The sequence below is a fragment of the Qipengyuania marincola genome, from assembly GCF_029688625.1.
In the GTDB taxonomy this organism is placed as follows: domain Bacteria; phylum Pseudomonadota; class Alphaproteobacteria; order Sphingomonadales; family Sphingomonadaceae; genus Qipengyuania.
The window spans coordinates 342,434-360,344 of record NZ_JARULC010000003.1; the positions used below are offsets into that span (position 1 = coordinate 342,434).

A 17,911-nucleotide genomic window follows, 5' to 3' on the forward strand; every position below is an offset into this window, starting at 1 on the left:
CGGAACCGCACAATCGCTAGCTTCCCATGTTACGGATCCGTGAAAACACGGGCCAAGCAGGGGATGCCGCCACACGCTCGCAACGGGTCTGGGGTGGTGCGGAAAGGAACCACATGCGCCAACTCCAGGGCATGGATGCGAGCTTCGTCGCGCTGGAAACGCGCAATTCGCCGATGCACATCGGCTCGATCCTGATCTACAACCCTGAAACGGCGCCCGGCGGCTTCGTGCGCTTCAAGGACATTCTGAACTTCTTCGAAAGCCGCATGCAGCTCAGTCGCACGATCCGCCAGCGGCTGGTGCGCGTGCCCTTCGATCTCGACTATCCCTACTGGATCGAGGACCCGGACTTCGACCTCGAATATCACGTCCGCCATGTCGCCCTGCCCAAACCCGGCGACTGGCGCCAGCTGTGCATTCAGGCGGCCCGAATCTTTGCCCGCCCACTCGACCTGACGCGCCCGCCATGGGAATTCACCGTGGTCGAGGGGCTGGAGAACGTCCCGGGCGTCCCCAAAGGCAGCTATGCCATGGTGACGAAAGTCCACCACGCAGCGATCGACGGAATGAGCGGAGTGGACCTGCTGGAGGCGATGCATACGCTCGATCCGAATGAGCCGCCGCCCAACAGCCCTGACGAATGGCAACCGGAAAAGGTGCCCAATCCCGTCGAACTGCTGGGCAAGAGCTACTTCAACGCGATCACCAATCCGATGAAACAGCTGGAAGTCGCCGCCAAGGCTGCCCCCGGCCTCGCGAAAGCGCTCAAAGGGATGGTCGCCAAGGAATTCGACCTGTCGCGCGAGATGATTGCGCCCAAGACCCGCTTCAACCGCAAGATTTCGGGTCATCGTGTTGTCGAAGGCCGCAGCGTGCCCCTCGCCGATATCAAGATGATCCGGCAGGCGGTCGATGGAGCCAAGGTCAACGACGTGTTCCTCGCCATCGTGGGCGGCGCGATGCGCAAGTACCTGCTCGCCAAGGACGACCTGCCGAAGAAGACGCTGACCGCCATGGCCCCGATCTCGGTCCGCACCAAGGACGAGAAGGGCGACATGGGCAACCAGGTCGCGGCGATGGTCGCGCCGCTCGGTACGCATATCGAGGATCCACTCGAACGCCTCCAGTATTGCCACGATCGCACGAAGAAATCGAAAGCGATGACCGAGGCCATGGGCGCGCGCAACATGACCGAAGCGAGCAAGGTCAGCCCGGCCTTGTGGATGAGCCTCGGCGCGCAGCTCTACACCCGCCTCGGCCTTGCCAATCGCGGGGTCGGGCCGATTTTCTCGACCGTGGTCACCAATGTTCCCGGCCCACCGGTGCCGATCTACTCCAGCGGCGCGCGGCTGGAGAGCCAGATGGGCCTCGTCTGCCTGACCGACGGCATGGGCCTCGGCCACGTGGTGCAAAGCTACACCGACGAAGCGACAATCAGCTTCACCGCCTGCCGCGAACTGTTGCCCGATCCGGAATTCTACATCCAGTGCATCGAGGACAGCTTCAACGAATTGCGCGATGCCGCCGCCGAAGCCGCCGCCAAACCTGCCTCCAAGCCCGCGGCGAAAGCCAAGCCGAAGCCGGCACCGAAGGCGAAGGCATCAGCCCCGAAAAAGGGCCCGACAAGGATAACAAAGCCCGCCGCCAAGAGCGGAGCAGCGAAGAAAACGACAGCAAAAGCGCCTGCAAAAGGCACGAAAGGGGCCGCCAGCCGTTCGACGGCTGCCCGTAAAGGGAAAGGAACATCCAAAAAGTGAACGCCATCTCCACCATAGAAGCGCAGAAGGCCCAGGCCGACGCGCGCCCGCCGCACACCTTGCTTGCGCTTACCGAACCAGGGCGCGCACTCGGCGAATATGCGAGCTTCCTAGCGCTGCGCCCCCTGCTCTCCCGCCTGCCGCAGGGTGACGGGCACGGAGTGCTGGTCCTGCCCGGCTTCATGGCGTCGGATTATTCCACCGGGCCGCTCCGTCGCATGCTCGAGCGGCTGGGATATGATGCGGTCGGCTGGAACCTCGGTCGCAACGTCCGGGTCGACAATGCCCGGATCGAAGCGATGATGGCCTGCGTAGACGAAATCCATGATCGCACCGGCGCGAAGATCTCGATCGTCGGTTGGAGCCTGGGTGGGGTCTTCGCGCGCGAGTTGGCCAAGCTGGCGCCAGAAAAGGTGCGCATGGTCATCAGCCTCGGCAGCCCGATCAGCGACGATCGCAACCACACCAATGCCCGCCGCTTGTTCGAACTGCTCAACGGACGCGAGCCCGAGCCCATGCAGGAGGGCAACTTCCGCGATCTCGCCAAGGCGCCGCCGGTTCCCACCACCTCGATCCTCACCAAGGCCGACGGCGTGGTGCACTGGCGCGGCTCCGTCCAGGCAGACGATCACGCCGAATGCGAGAATATCGAGGTCATCGCCAGCCATGTCGGCCTCGGCGTGAATCCGGCGGTGGTCTATGCGATCGCAGATCGGCTTGCCCTGCCCGAAGGTGAGTGGCGCAGGTTCAGCCCGCGCGGGTTTGCCAATATCGCCTTCCCGCGCTCGCGCCTTCATTAGAACGCGCCCGACCCGGCGCTCACGTCCTCAAAACTGCTTGCGCAGGTCGATCCCGATATAGCGACCGACGGGGTCGATCCGGCGCGGGTCGAAGGCGTCGGGGGTGTTGCCATCCTCGTCGACAACATTGCGCTTCGCATCGAAGACATTGTCGAGCGCGAAGGCGACGCGCAGCCCCTTCATCCAGCCTTCGTTACGGTCGAGGACTTCGCCCAGCGTCGCCCAGATGCGCAGATCGAATGTCGCAAGATCACCGTAGAACAGGTCGCTGCTGCCCGGCAGGCCTGCGCCCCGGACCACAGCCTCGCCTTCATAGCGCCCCGTTAGGCGCAGGCCGTAGCCGCCCCAGAACAGACCGCCTTCGAGCCGCGTCACATGCTGCGAGATGGGCGCGCCCCCGATAAGCTCCCCACCGATCTGGTCGAACTGCGGGCCGCCCGGGGCGAGCAGGATTTCGTTCTCGAGTGCGATGGTGTGATTGAGGCTGATGAAGTAGCGCCCCTGTCCCCCGCGGTCTCGCGCGAAGGGATTCATGCCGCCCGCGCCGCCGCCTCCGGGCCCGCGTCGATTCTCGCCGCGGGTTTCCGGGCGGGCTGCGCAGAACCTCTCGCGTGCAGCGGCGATCCTGTCGGGGTCGGCATTGCCGTCATCGTCAAGCAAGCGGGCACGGAATTGCTCCGGCAGCTGTGACAGGTCGGGCATTTCGCCTTCTGGCGCGGCGCAGAAGGCTTCGCGTATCTGCCGGAACCGTTCGGGGTCGGCGCCCTGGGGCGGACCCCGGCGCTCGCCTCCGCCCCTGCGTTCGCCGCGCCGTTCGCCGCGTTCGCGATTACCACCGCTATCTCCGCCCACCGTGCCGCGCGTGTTAAGGCCGAAGCTCAACGTGCGGCTGCGCGTTTCGAACAGGGTCACCGGCCTCCGGTCGATAGCCAGCAAATCTCCCGCCGCATCGCGCAGCACCCGTTCCGGAAAAGCGCTTTCGAAGGCAGCGGTATAACTCGGGCTGGACAGCGTCACATCGTCTGAGCGATTGATGGCGTAATCGACCTGAAGGCGCGTATTGTCCCAGAACGGCAGTTCCCAGTTCGCGCCAAATTTCCAGTCCGCCTGGGTTTCGGCAGCAAGGTTCGGATTGCCGCCCGAAATCACGGTCACGAGCGCATCACTTCCGGTCGCGAAATCGAACACCGGGACATTGAAGGTTTCGACCCGGGGGCTGCCAAGACTGGTGAGACTCGGCGCCACCTCACGCCAGATACGCGTCGCCTGAATGTTGAGATTGTCGAAAGGAGACCAGTTCAGTCCCGCGGTCCAGTCGGTCAGCGCCCCGAAGTCCGACAGGTCTTCCGCGCCCGCCGACAGGTTCAGGCTGAGCCCGCCGATCGCACCCCAATGCCCCCCGCGCTCGGCAATCGGGACATTGACGTTGAGGCCGGTCTCGAAGCGGCGGCGCGTGCCTGAAAACTGCTCCAGGGCACGACTGTCCTCGCTCGTGATGCGGCGCCAGTCGAGGCCGAGATCGATCGTCGCCGACAGCTCGCCTGCCGGCAATTCCAGCGGATAGCCGACGAAGGTCGCCTTGTTCGAAATGGTCCAGGTCTGGCTGTCCGCCGTGTCGAACCCCGCCCCGTCGCGCTGGTCGATCTCGGTATCGGTGAGCGCGCGGACGGTTTCGTTGGTGAAGGTTGCCTGCCAATCGCCGATCGTGCGATTGTGTGTCGCGCCGAAGGCATAGGTATCGGTCTTACGACGCGTTTCCAGAGGATCGATTTGCCCACCGACCAGGCGCAGGCCGGACAGGCTGCGATCCTCGGCGCGCGTCACCGTCCCGCTCAGGCTGATGGACGAGCCGCTGCCGATGAAGGCGCGAGCATAATTTGCGCTGCCTTCGATCTGCTGCGTGTCGGATACAAGGCTGCGGAACGGCGCTTCATCCGCCACCCCCGGGATGGCCGATGGGACCACCAGTCCGCGTTCCGCTTCGGTGAGGAGGCTGCCATCCTCGACATCGAGGTTGAAATTGAGCCGCGCGCCATCTGCGATCTTGAGATAGCCGACCTCCTGCTCGTTGCGCCAGAACCCGCCATCGGCCGGCGCTTCCGCTTCGACCTCAAGCGTGAGCGAGCCATAATCGTTCTTGAGGATGATATTGACTACCCGCTGGTCCGGCGAGAAACCGAAGCGCTGGGCGACCTCCTCGGAAAACACCTCGACCTTCTCGACCGATTCCGGAGGATAGCGGCGGAACTCGCGCCAGCCCGAAACACGAATGCCGTTGATCAGGAAGATCGGCCGCCCGCCCCCACGATCCCCGCGCGCGCTGCCGGTGGCAGGCTCTATGGCAGCGAGAATGTCGGCGATGGAGCTGCCGCCGAAGGCTGCGATGTCTTCCGCATCATATTCCGCCACCGGGGGCTGGTCGACGATCAGCTGGCCGCGAACGCGCGTGCTGGTGACCACGATCGTGCGCGGATCGAGGGTGGGATCGTCTGCAGGCTCAGCCTGGGTATCGTCGGCCTGGCCTGCTTGCGCGATATCCTGCGCAAAGGCACCCTGTGCGAACGCCAGCGCGGCGAGTGAGACGGCAAGCGCAAAGCTGGATTTCAAGACTTTAAGCCCTTTTCATGGGGAGTGTTGGCCTGCCCCCGGCAAACCCTTTGCCCAAGCAAATCATCACCGCAAGCGGGGTTCCTGTATCCGATTGTAACAGGTGGATGCCCTTCGGCAGTTCGTCGGAAAGCGCGGCTGCCGTGCGGAAGGCTTCCCTTTTTGCTGCACTGCCGCTAAAGGCCGCGGCCACCGAACTTCAAACCTTCACGGATAGACAGACTGCATGGCCAAAGAAGAACTCCTCGAAATGCGCGGCAAGGTAGTCGAGCTGCTGCCGAACGCGATGTTCCGGGTGGAGCTCGAAAACGGCCATGAAGTGCTCGGCCACACCGCCGGCAAGATGCGGAAGAACCGCATCCGCGTGCTCGTGGGCGACGAGGTGCTGTGCGAACTGACACCGTACGACCTTACCAAGGCGCGCATCACCTATCGCTTCATGCCCGGCCGTGGTGGCCCGGGTCAGGGCCCCGGCCCGCAGTAAGCCCGCGTGAGCTCGCCACGGCTCATCCTCGCATCGGCAAGTCCCCGCAGGCGCGAACTGATCGCGCGCCTCGGCGTGTCGCCCGACGCGATAAACCCTGCCGATATCGACGAGACGCCGCACAAGGCCGAGCTGCCGCGCGACTATGCCAAGCGCATGGCCCGCGAAAAGGCCGAGGCTGCCGCATCCGATGATGGCTTCGTGCTGGCAGGCGACACGGTCGTCGCTGCCGGTCGTCGTATCCTGCCCAAGGCCGAAGACGAGGCGACCGCGCGCAAGTGCCTCAAACTGCTCTCCGGCCGCCGCCACCGCGTGCTTTCCGCCATCGCCCTGCGCGCGCCCGACGGAACAATGCGCGAGCGGTTGAGCGAAACGGTCGTGCTGTTCAAGCGCCTCTCCGCTGAAGAGATCGACGCCTACCTCGCCAGCGGAGAATGGGACGGCAAGGCGGGCGGATACGCCATCCAGGGCATCGCCGAGGGGCTCATCAGCCGCATCCAGGGCAGCCATTCGGGCGTCGTCGGGCTGCCGCTCTACGAAACACGCGCGCTGCTCGAGGCGGCAGGGTTCGACATTGCCTGAGACCGGGCCTGAGTGGCTCGTCGAGCACGGCATCGCCGAACAGCGCGCGTTGCTGATGCACGGCGGCACAGTGCTCGCAGCGAAAATGCGCTGGCCGGGCGACCTACCGGTAGGTGCGCATGCCCTCGCAAAGCTCGTGTCCAAGCCTGCCGGTCGGACACGCGGGCTAGCCCGGCTCGAAAACGGGACCGAAATCCTGCTCGACCGCATCCCGGCCCGCGCAACCGAAGGCAGCCACCTGCCGCTCGTCATCACCCGCGCAGCAATTGCCGAACGTGGCCGCTTCAAGCGGGCGCAGGCACGGGTGATTGAAAGCGAGAATGACGGCGGACCGCCCCCCGACCAGACCATGTTGCTCGGCGATACCGTCCGCCGCCTTCCAACTGGCGCGTGGGAAGACCTCTGGGATGCCGCATCCTCGGGCGAGATTGCCTTTGCCGGCGGGTCGCTCCTATTTAGCGTGACGTCGGCGATGACCCTGGTCGATATCGACGGCGATTTGTCGCCGCGCGAGCTTGCCCTAGCGGCCGTCGAGCCGCTGGCGCGGTCCTTGCGACAATTCGACCTCGGGGGCTCGATCGGGATCGACTTTCCCACCCTCTCCGCCAAGGCCGATCGCAAGGCTGTCGACGCGGCGCTGGAGGCTGCTCTCGCCGACTGGCCGCACGAGCGCACCGCGATGAACGGCTTCGGCTTCGTCCAGATCGTCGCGCGGCTCGAAGGTCCCTCCTTGCTCCACCGCTTTGCCACATCCCGCGTCGGCATGGCCGCGCGCATGGCGCTACGCCGGGCGGAAATGGTCGAGGGGCCGGGCATCACGTTGCTGACAGTGCACCCCGCGCTCAAGGCGAAGCTCAAGGCGGAATGGCTCGCGGAGCTTGAACGCCGCACCGGCCGCCCGACCCGCATCGAAACCGATCCCGGCCTTGCGATCGAGGCGGCGCAGGCCCAGATCGTGCCGCATGACTAAATCTGCCAAGCCCTGCCCGATCTGCAAGAAAGCGCGCAGCGAGGAGTTCAGCCCGTTCTGCTCCAGCCGTTGCCGCGACCGCGACCTGTCGAAATGGTTTGGCGACGGCTATACCGTGCCTGGCCGCGCGGCCTTGCCCGAGGAAATCGCGGCGGAGGTGACGAGCGGGCATGAAGACTGAATTCCCCCCTTGCCAAGGCGCGCCAGCTTCGCCATAGGCGCGCTCTCATTGCTCGCGGGGCCGGACGGCTCCCTTCGCCGAAGCAGTGTGCCCGGGTAGCTCAGTGGTAGAGCAGACGATTGAAAATCGTCGTGTCGGTGGTTCGACTCCGCCCCTGGGCACCACTTCGCTACCCGAGCGAATCCAGCATTGCCGATACTTCGTCCACACTGTGCTGCAGTGCGCCGAGATCGCGTGGTCTTGTCAACTTCCATACCGATAGTTGCGACACGATCCGCGCTGCCAGTGCACCCTGCTCGCCCCACCGGCCCATCGCCTCCAGCGCTTCGGGCCGGTAGATCGTACCGGCAAGTACCTCGGTCAGCGCCGCGCCTCCGCCGAGAGGCTGCAGTTCAATGTCTTTGCCCGACTGCAGCACCACCACGGCATCAAGTTTCACCGGCCCTGCGCCGGCGCAGTGGGAGGGGACGGAACAGTGATACTTGTCATCGCGCATCCAGTCGCGTTCGATGATCCGGTCCTCCCAGCCGAACTCGTCGATCGCCTCGCGCCACAGCTTGATACGGCTGCTCGACGGGAAAATGCGTGGACCAGTCCTATCCGGCACGATCCGGCTGAGGTCGTCGGCGACCAGCCGTGCGCCCGCGGCCAGCATCGCCGCCGCCATGGTGCTCTTGCCCTCGCCTGCTTCGCCGCAAAACAGCACGCACCTGCCATCCAGCTCGACCGCGCTGCCGTGCCACATCGCTTGCCCGCGCTGATATCCCAGCAGCCCCCAGGCGCTGCCTAGCGTAAACAGCTGCAATTCGCGCGGATGGGCACTTAGCGAGGGATGCAGCAGGATGCGCCGCCCTTCCTGCACCTGCCATCCGCCGACCCCCTCCACGGCGAACCGTATGCCCTGGTTGCCGACCCCGGTGAGCGCGTCGCTTGGGCAGTCGGGGCACGGCTCGTCGGAAAGCGTTATCGCGACCTCCGGCTCGCCTTCATTCTCGGTGCGAAACGCTTCCCAGGCGGCAAGCTCGATCTGCGAGGCCACCAGCAGTCCAGAATGGTGATAGCGCCAAGGGAGGATCGGCTGGTCCGTCATGTGGAACCCCCGCAGGCGTCAGGCGCTAAGACCATCGTAACAAACAAGAAGGAATTCTCCATGACCCGCATCCTCGTGCTCTATTATTCGTCTTACGGCCACACTGCCAAGATGGCAGAAGCGGTTGCCGAGGGCGTGCGCGATGCGGGCGCCGAGGCGGTGGTTCGCCACGTGCCCGAAACCGCGCCGCAGGAGGTGGTCGAAAGCGCCGGCTTCCAGACCATGGACGGCCACGAATGCATCGGCAGCCCGGACGAGCTGGCCGAATATGACGGCATCGTCGTCGGCAGCCCGACCCGCTATGGTCGGATGAGCAGCCAGATGGCAGCCTTCTGGGACCAGACCGGCGGTTTGTGGCAGAAAGGCGCGCTGATCGGGAAGGTCGGCGCGGCCTTCACCTCCACCGCCAGCCAGCATGGCGGGCAGGAGACGACCCTGTGGTCGATCCTCAACAATTTGCTGCACATGGGCATGACGGTGGTCGGGCTGGACTACGGTTTCGAAGGGCTCACCGGCGTGGACGAGGTCAAGGGCGGTGCGCCCTACGGCGCGACCACGATCGCCGATGGCGACGGTTCGCGTCAGCCGAGCGAGGTCGAATTGGACGGCGCACGCTATCTCGGCAAGCGCGTCGCGAATACGGCGGCGAAACTCGCCAATTGACCGCCTGCGCGGTGCGGCTTCCGCAGGACTAATTGCTTTCGTCGGGGCGCTTCTGTATGCGCGAGGCGAACGCCCCGGGCAGCGGTCGCCTTTCGATTCCGCCACCGGGGCGCAAGCTTTTGAAGCGCGAAGGAATGCAGCCCATGGCACGTCGCCGCCAGATCTACGAAGGCAAGGCCAAGATCCTTTACGAGGGTCCCGAACCGGGCACGCTGATCCAGTATTTCAAGGACGACGCGACCGCCTTCAACGCCCAGAAGAAGGGCACGATCAACGGCAAGGGCGTGATCAACAACCGCATCAGCGAGTTCGTGTTCACGCGCCTCAGCCATATCGGCATCCCGACGCACTTCATCCGCCGCCTCAACATGCGCGAGCAGCTGATCCGCCAGGTCGAGATCATCCCGCTCGAAGTGATCGTGCGCAACGTCGCCGCCGGTTCTCTTTCCAAGCGCCTGGGGATCGAGGAAGGCGAGCTGTTGCCGCACACGCTGCTCGAATATTGCTACAAGGACGACAGCCTCGGCGATCCGCTGGTGTCCGAAGAAGAAATCGCCTGCTTCAACTGGTGCAGCCACGAAGAGCTGCAGGACATGGCCAGCATGGCGATCCGCATCAACGATTTCCTCTCCGGCATGTTTGCCGCGATCGATATCAAGCTGGTCGATTTCAAGCTGGAATTCGGCCGCATCTGGGACGGCGACTACAGCCGCGTGATCCTGGCCGACGAGATCAGCCCGGACGGGTGCCGGCTGTGGGACATCAACACCGGCGAGAAGCTCGATAAAGACCGCTTCCGCCGCGATCTCGGCGGGGAGAGCGAAGCCTATCAGGAAGTCGCCCGCCGGCTGAAACTGCTGCAGGACGACGACAATGGCCCCGGCGAAGTGCTCGACATGAGCGCGCATCGCAGCCGCCTGCGCAATCCGGTCAAACCGAAGAAGTAATTCGGCTCGCGAGCGGCAATGGCAAAGGGGCCGAACCTCGCGGTCCGGCCCCTGCTCCGTGGCCCTTCGGCCCCGTGACGATTCCGATCAGTAGCGAACGCGCGCCGACACGCCGAATACACGCGGGTCGTTCACGAAACCGGTATTATTGTTGAAATCGATGCCGCCCTTCACATTGTCGGCATCGGTGATGTTGCGCACGAAGGCGGCAACTTCGAAGCTGCCGTTGGTACGGGCATAGCCGATGCGCAGGCCGCCCTCGATCTGGTCGTCGGCGTTGAACTCCTCGCTTTCGTAGAGGAAGAAGTTGGTCGCGCCCTGATAGGCCCAGTCGGTGAACACGAAGATTTCGCCATTCGCGCCGATCGGCACGCCATAGCGCGCAGTCACGTCGGCGATCCATTCGGGTGCGTTGGGGAACGGATTGCCGTCCACCAGCGCGCGGGTGGTGCCCGAGAGAACGACGGTCGGATCGACGACGGTGCACTGGGCGCAGATGCCCACGGCGAGGTTTTCGTCCTGGATCTTGGTGTCGTTCCAGCTCAGGCCCGCAGTGACGAGGAAGTCGGGTGATACCTGAAAGGCGCTGTCGATTTCGAAGCCGAAACCGCGGCCTTCTTCTGCATTGACCAGCTGGACGAGGTTGTTCGCGCCGCCAACTGCGGTGAACTGCGGGTCCTCGATCGTGTAGTAATAGACCGCGCCGTTCAGGCGGACGCGGCGATCGGCCAGCTCCGACTTGAAGCCGATCTCGTAGCTGGTGATCTTCTCCGAGGTGGCGATCGACGGCGGTGCGCCGAAGGCGACGTCGCGGCCCTGAATGGTCGGGGCGCGGAAGCCATTGGCGGCGCGGGCAAACACGCTGGCTTCGTCACTGACATCATAGAAGGCCGACAGGTCCCAGCTGAGGCGGTCGTCCTGTACGAAGCGGTATTGCGCCCCGGGGCCGGAGATGAAGGATGGCGAGACGACCGCGAATTGCTTTTCGTCGTCGGTCCAGCGCAGCCCCCCGGTCAGCTTCAAGACGTCGGTGACCTGCGCCGACAGCTGGCCGAACACCGCCCAGCTATCGTTCGTGTGACGAACGGTGACGGGCGGCGGGAAATCGAAGCCCACCGTGGTCACGTTGAAATCGCTTTCGAACACGAACATGCCGACCTGCCAGTTGATCGTGCTCGCCGGATCCGACGCGAGCCGCACCTCGTGAGTGAATTGGTCGAGCTCGATGGAGTCCTGCGTGTCGGAGGGGAAAGGAATGAAGCCCGGACCGCTCACCGGCAGGAAAGCCGCGCCGAAGCCGCCGTCGATATCGCCGCGGCTCGAACCTTCACTGTTCGCCCAGGAGGTAATGCTGGTGACGGTGGCGAAATCGGCATCGTAATCGACGCGAATGGTCGCGATGTCCGCCTCGTACTGCGCCTGGTTGCCCGCGCCGGCATCGTAGAACACGGTGTCGCGATCGTAATTTTCGTTCAGCTCGTTATTGCCCGGGCCGAGGATGTTCGCGCGGAAGAGAGTCGATGTCCCCTCCAGGTCGCGCAGCTGGTACGAGCCAAGAATGCTGAGCCGGTCGGTCGGGGTCAGCAACAGCTGGATACGGCCGGCCAGTTCGTCATAGGCGCCATAGGCGTCTTCCTCGCCGGTGAAGCCATTGTCGATCCAGTCGCCGCGGCTCTGCCACAGGCCCGAAACGCGCAACGAGGCGATGTCCGGCGCGATCGGTACGGTGATGCCCGCATCGAGCGAGATCGAATCGAAGCTGCCGTAGCTGACGGAACCCTGGGCGGTGAATTCATTGCCCGGCCGCACGGTATCGATCTTGACGATGCCAGCGGGCGTGTTGCGACCGAACAGCGTGCCCTGCGGCCCGCGCAGAACTTCGATGCGCTCGATATCGAAGATCGGGAAGCTCTTGAGAGTGACGTTCTCGAGTACGACTTCGTCCATCACCACCGAAACCGGCTGCGATGCAGCTAGATCGAAATCGGTATTGCCGAGGCCGCGGATGTAGAAGCGCGGGGCCGCGCGGCCGTTCGAGCTTTCGACGAACAGGCCCGGGACACGGGCGGCCAGCGCGGTGACTTCGGCACCGGCGTCGAAGATGGTCTTGACCGTGTCCGCGTCCAGCGTGGCGGCGGAAACCGGGACATCCTGCAGGTTTTCTTCGCGGCGGTTGGCAGTGACGACGATCGTGTTGAGCTGGCCGTCGCCCTGTTGTTCGGCTCCGGTCGGTTCATCCTGCGCGAAGGCAGGCTGCGAAGCAGCAGCGGCGAGCGCGACGAGGCTGGTCCCGAGAAGGCGGCGGGCGATGGTGCGATGAGTCATGGGGATATCCTGCTTGATCCCCGCCGGGCACGGGCGGGGCATTTGGAGGGAGCGGTCGAATTGACGCGCACCCTATAGCCGATTCGCACCCCCACGGCGGCTGGAAACCCGAAACCCGATGTCGAATCGCAACTTATGTTGCATTGCGGTTACAAATATCCAGCAGTCGTCCGACGGCCTTGAGCGAGCCTGTCGCGAAATCCGCTCCCGGCTTGAACGCGCCGGCGCTTCACGGCATAGGCGCGCACAACGCCGCGACAGCGAAAGGCAGGCCCCATGAAAATCCGCGTTCTCGTCAGCTTGAAGCCCGGCGTGCTCGACCCCCAGGGCCGTGCCGTCCACCATGCTCTGGAAGGGCTTGGTTTCAAAGGCGTGGAAGACGTTCGGATCGGTCGCACCATCGAACTCGATGTCGATGACAGTACCAGCGACGCAGCGCTCGACGAGATGTGCCGCACCCTGCTGGCCAACACGGTGATCGAGAATTACCGCATCGAGAAGCTCGACCGATGAGCTTTCGCGCCGCCGTCGTCACCTTTCCCGGCTCCAATTGCGACCGCGACATGGCGGTGGCGCTGGAACAGGCGTCCGGGACCAAGCCATTGCGCGTCTGGCATGGCGATGCCGACTTGCCTGACAATCTCGATTTCATCGCTCTGCCTGGCGGTTTTTCCTATGGCGATTACCTGCGCTCGGGCGCGATGGCTGCGAACAGTCCGATCATGCGCTCGGTCAAGCGTGCCGCGGAGCGCGGCGTCCCGGTGCTGGGCGTATGCAACGGTTTCCAGGTGCTGACCGAGGCGCGGCTCCTGCCCGGCGCGCTGATGCGCAACTCAAGTCAGCATTTCATCTGCCGGACGGCCGCTCTGACGGTGGAGAACGCCCATTCGCTTTTCACCAGCGGCTACGCCTCGGGCGAGACGGTCCAGATCCCCGTTGCCCATCACGATGGCAATTACTTCGCCGACGATGAAACGCTGGACCGACTTGAAGGCGAAGGGCGCGTCGCCTTCCGCTATGTCGAAAACTTCAATGGATCGCGCCGCGACATCGCCGGCGTGCTCAATGCCGCCGGCAATGTGCTGGGCATGATGCCGCACCCTGAACGTGCGGTCGATGCCGCGCATGGCGGCACCGATGGCAGGCGCTTGTTCGAGGCCGCGATCAAGGCGCTTGCCTGAACCGGACCGCTCGTGCCGGTCAGGCGCTCTTGCGCAAGTTTTCTACCGCACCGCGGAGGAATACCTTGCGGGCTTCCGCGGCGGGCATCGGTCGGCCGAAGTGAAAGCCCTGGATCTTGTTGCAACGCAGGCTGCGGATCATCTCCGCCTCTTCCTCGGTCTCGACACCTTCCGCGGTTGTGGTCATGTCGAGGCTTTCCGCCATGGCGACCACGGCACGGATGATCGCAAGGGACTCACGGCTCTGCTGCGCCGCGCCCTGAACGAAGCTGCGATCGACCTTGATGGTCGAGAACTTCAGCTTGCGCAGGTAGCCGAGCGAGGAATAGCCGGTGCCGAAATCGTCGAGGGCGACCGAGCAGCCCAGCGACATGCATTGCTCCAGCGCCTTGCGGGCGATGCTCGCGTCACGCAGAAAGATGCTCTCGGTGACCTCGATTTCGAGCCGCCGCGGGTCGAGCCCGCTGTGCGATAGAGCCCGCACCACGGTGGAGGCGAACTCGGGCTCGAGCAATTGCTCGGGCGAGACGTTGATATTGACCTTTACGTTGCGCGGCCAGTTGGCAGCGGCTTCCTTGCACGCTTCCTGCATGACCCAGGTACCGATCGGCACAATCAGGCGGGTATCCTCGGCCAGCGGGATGAATTTGCCCGGGCTGACGAAGCCGTGGTCGCTGCTGTTCCAGCGCACCAGCGCCTCGAAGCTGACGACTTCCTCGGTAGTGGCATCCACCACCGGCTGATAGTGCAGCAGCAGCTCTTCGCGCTCCAGTGCCTTGCGCAGCGAGAATTCCAGCTGCCGCTTCTCTTCCGCATTGGCATGCAACGAGGGCTCGTATTCACAATGCTCGCCGCCGCCCAGATCCTTCGCCCGATATAGCGCGAGGTCGGCATTGCGGAGCATTTCCTCTACGCTCTTGCCATCGCGCGGACCGATGGCCGACCCGACGCTCGCCCCGACATAGAGGATCTGATTGTCGATCTGGTAGGGTTCGGACAATTGCTCGATCACCGCGCGCGCCAGCGCGTCCACCCGCTTGCGGTTGGAGGCATCGCGGATGACGATTGCAAATTCGTCGCCACCGAGGCGCCCACACAATTCGCCTTCGCCCATCAGACTCTTCAGCCGCCCGGCGACCTGCGCGAGCATCTGGTCGCCGATCAAATGGCCGAGCGAATCATTGACCGCCTTGAACCTGTCGAGGTCGATCATGAGAAAGGCGCAGCGGGTCCGCCAGTGCGCGGCATATTCCAGTGCCTCGCCCAGCGACTCATTGAGCATCAGACGGTTGGGGAGTTGGGTCAGCGTGTCATAGCGGGCCAGATAGGCAATCTTCTCGGACGATTCGCGCTGTTCGGTGACGTCCGAGCCAACGCCGCGGAAGCCGATGAACTTGCCCGCATCGTCGAGCATGGGCGTACCGGAAATCTCCCACCACCGGTCCAGCCCGCGAATGTTGACCCGCACGATGAGCTCGGAGAACGGCTCCTTGCGCTTCAGCTTCTCCGCGAATTCCCGCATGCCGTCCGTATCGGCATTGGTCGACCAGTCGCGGCCGGAGATAAGGTCGAAGAACAGCTTGCCTTCCGCCTCGCTTGCCTCGCAACCGAGCGCATAGGCAAAGCGCGGAGAGACCGCCTTCAGCCGACGGCGCGGATCGATCTGCCACAGCCAGTCGGCCTGGTTTTCCTCGAACTCGCGCAGCAGCATGGAGACCACTTCGCTCTTTTCCTGCATCACGGTCTCGTGGACCCGCCCGGCCACTGCAACGCGGGCGTTCTCGATCGTGCCGAACACCGCGAAGAGGACGGTGAAGGTTATGACAACGACCAGCATCCAGTCGGCGGCCAGCGTGGCGGCAAAGAGCCCACCGATGCCTGCGGCGATGGTAAAGGAGATCGATCCAAGCGGCGCGCTGTAGCGGCTGGCCGCTGTCGCCAGGATCAGCAGCGCCGGAACGCTCCACACAATGGCGAGTTGGCTCGCACCGCCAGATTCGGCGAAAAGCATCAGTCCGATGCCCCAGACCGTGCCCTTCGCGGCGCTGGCCACGGCATGGCGACGCATCTCGTGAATGCCATAGTGGACCGTCTCGGCAGACTGCGCGATCCGATCTTCGCGCATCGACAGGATCACGGCAAATCCCAATGCCAGACCCCAGGCGCCGATCAGTGCCAGGTCGACCGAGTTCCACAGGATCAGTACGACGAGAAGGAAAGCGACCGCGTGGGACGCCGCGCGCACCGCAATGCGCTTGCCCAGCCGCGCATATTGATGGCCATGGACTCGCGACCATACCGTCCCCTCGGGCGTCGATAGGCCGATGGCCTGCCCGATGGACAATTCCGCGTTACCCGCCGCAACTTCTTTATCCAGGTCGCTCACCGTGGCGGCGATAGCGCGCAAACCTTATCCGCCGGTAAAGACCGACCAAATTTTCGGCCATATCAAATGTTAAGCTAGTCGTTGAGATTACTGATCTTTCGCGCGCGCAGTTTTACTCGACCGTAACCGATTTCGCCAGGTTGCGCGGCTGATCGACATCGGTACCTTTGACGCAAGCTACATGGTAGGCGAGCAACTGAACTGGGACGGCATAGACCAGCGGCGCGATCAGCGGATGGACCTTGGGCATCTCGATCGTGGCGAGACAGCCCTCGCCAGCTTCCTCGAGCCCACTAGCATCCGATATCAGCACCACCTGCCCGCCCCGTGCGCGGACCTCTTCCATATTCGACACGGTCTTCTCGAACAACGGACCCGAGGGAGCAATGACCACGACCGGGACGTCGTCGTCGATCAGCGCGATGGGGCCGTGCTTCATCTCGCCACTGGCGTAACCCTCGGCATGGATGTAGCTGATTTCCTTGAGCTTCAGAGCACCTTCCAGCGCCATGGGAAAGTCCGGCCCGCGCCCGAGATAGAGAACGTCCCGCGCCGGGGCGATGAGGTGCGCCATGGCGGCAATATCATCGTCATGATCCAGCGCCGCATTCAGACAGGCGGGCGCTTCGAGCAGGTGTTCGACGACCTCCTGTTCCTCCACGCGGCTCATTAGCCCCTTGCGGACCGCCATATGTGCGGCAAGCGCGGCAAGTACGGCGAGCTGGCAAGTGAAGGCCTTGGTCGAGGCAACGCCGATTTCCGGGCCGGCGTGGGTCGGCAGCAGCAGGTCCGCCTCGCGCGCCATCGAACTGGTGGGCACGTTGACGACGGCCGCGATGGTTTGCCCGGCGTCCTTGCAATGGCGCAGGGCGGCCAGTGTGTCCGCCGTCTCCCCGCTCTGCGAAATGAACAGCGAGAGGCCGTTCTCTTCCAGCACGGGCTCGCGATAACGGAATTCGGAGGCTACATCGATGTCCACCGGAATACGAGCGAACTGCTCGAACCAGTATTTGGCAACCATGCCGGCATAGTAGGACGTGCCGCAGGCGACGATGGTGACGCGCCGGATGCTGGAAATATCGAAATCGAACTGCGGAAGCGCGACCGAATTGTCCGAACGCCGCAGGTAGGAGCTCAGCGTCTGGGCAACGACCGTCGGCTGCTCGAAGATCTCCTTCTGCATGAAGTGGCGGTAATTGCCCTTCTCGACCGCAGCGGCCGAAGCGCCGGAGGAACGGACCTCGCGCTCGACCACAGCGCCAGTCTCGTCATGAATCTCGGCGCCGTCGCGCGTGACGACGACCCAGTCGCCCTCTTCGAGATAAGCGATCTGTTGCGTCAGCGGTGCGAGTGCCAGAGCGTCCGACCCGAGATAGGTCTCGCCCTCGCCATAGCCTACCACCAAGGGCGAGCCGCGGCGGGCGCCGATCAACATGTCGGGATGGTCGCGGAAGGCGATCGCCAGCGCGAATGCGCCGCGCAGGCGTGGCAGCACGTTGGCTACGGCCTCTTGCGGGGTTTCTCCATTCTCGATCCGGCGCGAGACGAGATGGGCCACGACCTCGCTGTCGGTGTCGCTTTCGAGCGAGCGGCCATCCTCCTGCAGCTCGGCGCGCAACTCCTTATAATTCTCGATGATACCATTGTGCACGAGAGCAAGATGATCGGTCGCATGCGGGTGGGCGTTCTTCGCCGTCGGGGCCCCGTGAGTGGCCCAGCGCGTATGGGCGATGCCCACTTCTCCGGGCGCAGGCTCTTCGGCGAGAACACCGATCAGATTGGCGAGCTTGCCTTCGGCCCGCCGGCGGACCAGCTGGCCGTCGTCGATCGTGCAGATGCCGGCGCTGTCATAGCCGCGATATTCCATCCGCTTCAGGCCGTCGACCAGCCGATCTGCGACTGACTCGCGTCCGACGATTCCGATAATTCCGCACATAG

Annotated in this window: 15 protein-coding genes and 1 tRNA gene; 11 read left to right on the plus strand and 5 right to left on the minus strand. The window is 64.2% G+C overall.

From position 1 onward, the window contains the following. Nucleotides 1–113 precede the first annotated feature (113 nt). Nucleotides 114–1,757: a WS/DGAT/MGAT family O-acyltransferase gene (locus P8Q88_RS11600; RefSeq protein ID WP_278323994.1), complete on the plus strand. Its 1,644-nt coding sequence runs from the start codon at nucleotides 114–116 to the stop codon at nucleotides 1,755–1,757. Continuing rightward, nucleotides 1,754–2,557, plus strand: coding sequence for an esterase/lipase family protein (locus P8Q88_RS11605; protein ID WP_278323995.1), 804 nt, complete (start codon nucleotides 1,754–1,756; stop codon nucleotides 2,555–2,557). The genes P8Q88_RS11600 and P8Q88_RS11605 overlap by 4 nt, the downstream gene beginning before the upstream one ends. Nucleotides 2,558–2,584: 27 nt before the next feature. Here P8Q88_RS11605 and P8Q88_RS11610 read toward each other — a convergent pair whose 3' ends face one another. After that, complete coding sequence (locus P8Q88_RS11610; RefSeq protein ID WP_278323996.1) at nucleotides 2,585–5,164, minus strand: TonB-dependent receptor; 2,580 nt, start codon at nucleotides 5,162–5,164, stop codon at nucleotides 2,585–2,587. A gap of 226 nt (nucleotides 5,165–5,390) precedes the next feature. On the opposite strand from P8Q88_RS11610, the gene infA reads away from it, so the two are divergent. From infA to P8Q88_RS11635, 5 genes are all read left to right on the plus strand, one after another. After that, complete coding sequence (gene infA, locus P8Q88_RS11615; RefSeq protein ID WP_011413465.1) at nucleotides 5,391–5,648, plus strand: translation initiation factor IF-1; 258 nt, start codon at nucleotides 5,391–5,393, stop codon at nucleotides 5,646–5,648. Nucleotides 5,649–5,654: 6 nt separating this feature from the next. After that, nucleotides 5,655–6,230 (plus strand): Maf family protein, encoded by a 576-nt coding sequence (locus P8Q88_RS11620; protein ID WP_278323997.1) that lies wholly within the window; start codon nucleotides 5,655–5,657, stop codon nucleotides 6,228–6,230. Further along, nucleotides 6,223–7,200 carry an Rne/Rng family ribonuclease gene (locus P8Q88_RS11625; RefSeq protein WP_446532559.1) on the plus strand — a complete coding sequence of 326 codons (978 nt, stop codon included), beginning with the start codon at nucleotides 6,223–6,225 and terminating at the stop codon, nucleotides 7,198–7,200. The genes P8Q88_RS11620 and P8Q88_RS11625 overlap by 8 nt, the downstream gene beginning before the upstream one ends. Next, nucleotides 7,193–7,381 (plus strand): DNA gyrase inhibitor YacG, encoded by a 189-nt coding sequence (locus P8Q88_RS11630; RefSeq protein WP_278323998.1) that lies wholly within the window; start codon nucleotides 7,193–7,195, stop codon nucleotides 7,379–7,381. Before P8Q88_RS11625 ends, P8Q88_RS11630 begins: the two co-directional genes overlap by 8 nt. An 89-nt stretch (nucleotides 7,382–7,470) precedes the next feature. Then, nucleotides 7,471–7,545, plus strand: a tRNA-Phe gene (locus P8Q88_RS11635). 5 nt (nucleotides 7,546–7,550) lie between these two features. Here P8Q88_RS11635 and P8Q88_RS11640 read toward each other — a convergent pair. Next, on the minus strand, nucleotides 7,551–8,471 hold the full coding sequence (locus P8Q88_RS11640) for a phosphoenolpyruvate carboxykinase (ATP) (protein WP_278323999.1): 921 nt from the start codon (nucleotides 8,469–8,471) through the stop codon (nucleotides 7,551–7,553). A gap of 60 nt (nucleotides 8,472–8,531) precedes the next feature. Here P8Q88_RS11640 and wrbA point away from each other — a divergent pair, with 60 nt between their 5' ends. After that, on the plus strand, nucleotides 8,532–9,134 hold the full coding sequence (gene wrbA, locus P8Q88_RS11645; RefSeq protein WP_278324000.1) for an NAD(P)H:quinone oxidoreductase: 603 nt from the start codon (nucleotides 8,532–8,534) through the stop codon (nucleotides 9,132–9,134). 143 nt (nucleotides 9,135–9,277) lie between these two features. Further along, nucleotides 9,278–10,081, plus strand: coding sequence for a phosphoribosylaminoimidazolesuccinocarboxamide synthase (purC, locus tag P8Q88_RS11650; RefSeq protein ID WP_278324001.1), 804 nt, complete (start codon nucleotides 9,278–9,280; stop codon nucleotides 10,079–10,081). 87 nt (nucleotides 10,082–10,168) lie between these two features. On the opposite strand, the gene P8Q88_RS11655 is transcribed toward purC, so the two are convergent. Beyond that, the gene (locus tag P8Q88_RS11655) at nucleotides 10,169–12,406 is read right to left on the minus strand and encodes a TonB-dependent receptor (RefSeq protein ID WP_278324002.1); all 2,238 of its coding nucleotides are present in this window, start codon (nucleotides 12,404–12,406) and stop codon (nucleotides 10,169–10,171) included. Between the two features lie 276 nt (nucleotides 12,407–12,682). Here P8Q88_RS11655 and purS point away from each other — a divergent pair, with 276 nt between their 5' ends. Continuing rightward, entirely contained in the window at nucleotides 12,683–12,919 is a 237-nt protein-coding gene (gene purS / locus P8Q88_RS11660; RefSeq protein ID WP_278324003.1) for a phosphoribosylformylglycinamidine synthase subunit PurS, read from the plus strand. Continuing rightward, entirely contained in the window at nucleotides 12,916–13,587 is a 672-nt protein-coding gene (purQ, locus tag P8Q88_RS11665; protein ID WP_278324004.1) for a phosphoribosylformylglycinamidine synthase subunit PurQ, read from the plus strand. Before purS ends, purQ begins: the two co-directional genes overlap by 4 nt. Before the next feature lie 19 nt (nucleotides 13,588–13,606). Here purQ and P8Q88_RS11670 read toward each other — a convergent pair whose 3' ends face one another. Both P8Q88_RS11670 and glmS read right to left on the minus strand, forming a co-directional pair. Continuing rightward, nucleotides 13,607–15,973, minus strand: a complete 2,367-nt coding sequence (locus tag P8Q88_RS11670; RefSeq protein ID WP_278324005.1) for a putative bifunctional diguanylate cyclase/phosphodiesterase — start codon at nucleotides 15,971–15,973, stop codon at nucleotides 13,607–13,609. A gap of 112 nt (nucleotides 15,974–16,085) precedes the next feature. Continuing rightward, a complete protein-coding gene (glmS, locus tag P8Q88_RS11675; RefSeq protein ID WP_278324006.1) occupies nucleotides 16,086–17,909 on the minus strand; it encodes a glutamine--fructose-6-phosphate transaminase (isomerizing) in 1,824 nt (607 codons plus the stop codon). Between the last annotated feature and the right edge of the window lie 2 nt (nucleotides 17,910–17,911).

Excerpts from the sequence above, each read along its gene's own strand:
- infA (WP_011413465.1), top strand. The coding sequence starts at position 5,391 with ATGGCCAAAGAAGAACTCCTCGAAATGCGCGGCAAGGTAGTCGAGCTG.
- P8Q88_RS11655 (WP_278324002.1), bottom strand. The coding sequence starts at position 12,406 with ATGACTCATCGCACCATCGCCCGCCGCCTTCTCGGGACCAGCCTCGTC.
- wrbA (WP_278324000.1), top strand. The coding sequence starts at position 8,532 with ATGACCCGCATCCTCGTGCTCTATTATTCGTCTTACGGCCACACTGCC.
- P8Q88_RS11640 (WP_278323999.1), bottom strand. The coding sequence starts at position 8,471 with ATGACGGACCAGCCGATCCTCCCTTGGCGCTATCACCATTCTGGACTG.
- purQ (WP_278324004.1), top strand. The coding sequence starts at position 12,916 with ATGAGCTTTCGCGCCGCCGTCGTCACCTTTCCCGGCTCCAATTGCGAC.
- purC (WP_278324001.1), top strand. The coding sequence starts at position 9,278 with ATGGCACGTCGCCGCCAGATCTACGAAGGCAAGGCCAAGATCCTTTAC.
- purS (WP_278324003.1), top strand. The coding sequence starts at position 12,683 with ATGAAAATCCGCGTTCTCGTCAGCTTGAAGCCCGGCGTGCTCGACCCC.
- P8Q88_RS11630 (WP_278323998.1), top strand. The coding sequence starts at position 7,193 with ATGACTAAATCTGCCAAGCCCTGCCCGATCTGCAAGAAAGCGCGCAGC.
- P8Q88_RS11600 (WP_278323994.1), top strand. The coding sequence starts at position 114 with ATGCGCCAACTCCAGGGCATGGATGCGAGCTTCGTCGCGCTGGAAACG.
- glmS (WP_278324006.1), bottom strand. The coding sequence starts at position 17,909 with ATGTGCGGAATTATCGGAATCGTCGGACGCGAGTCAGTCGCAGATCGG.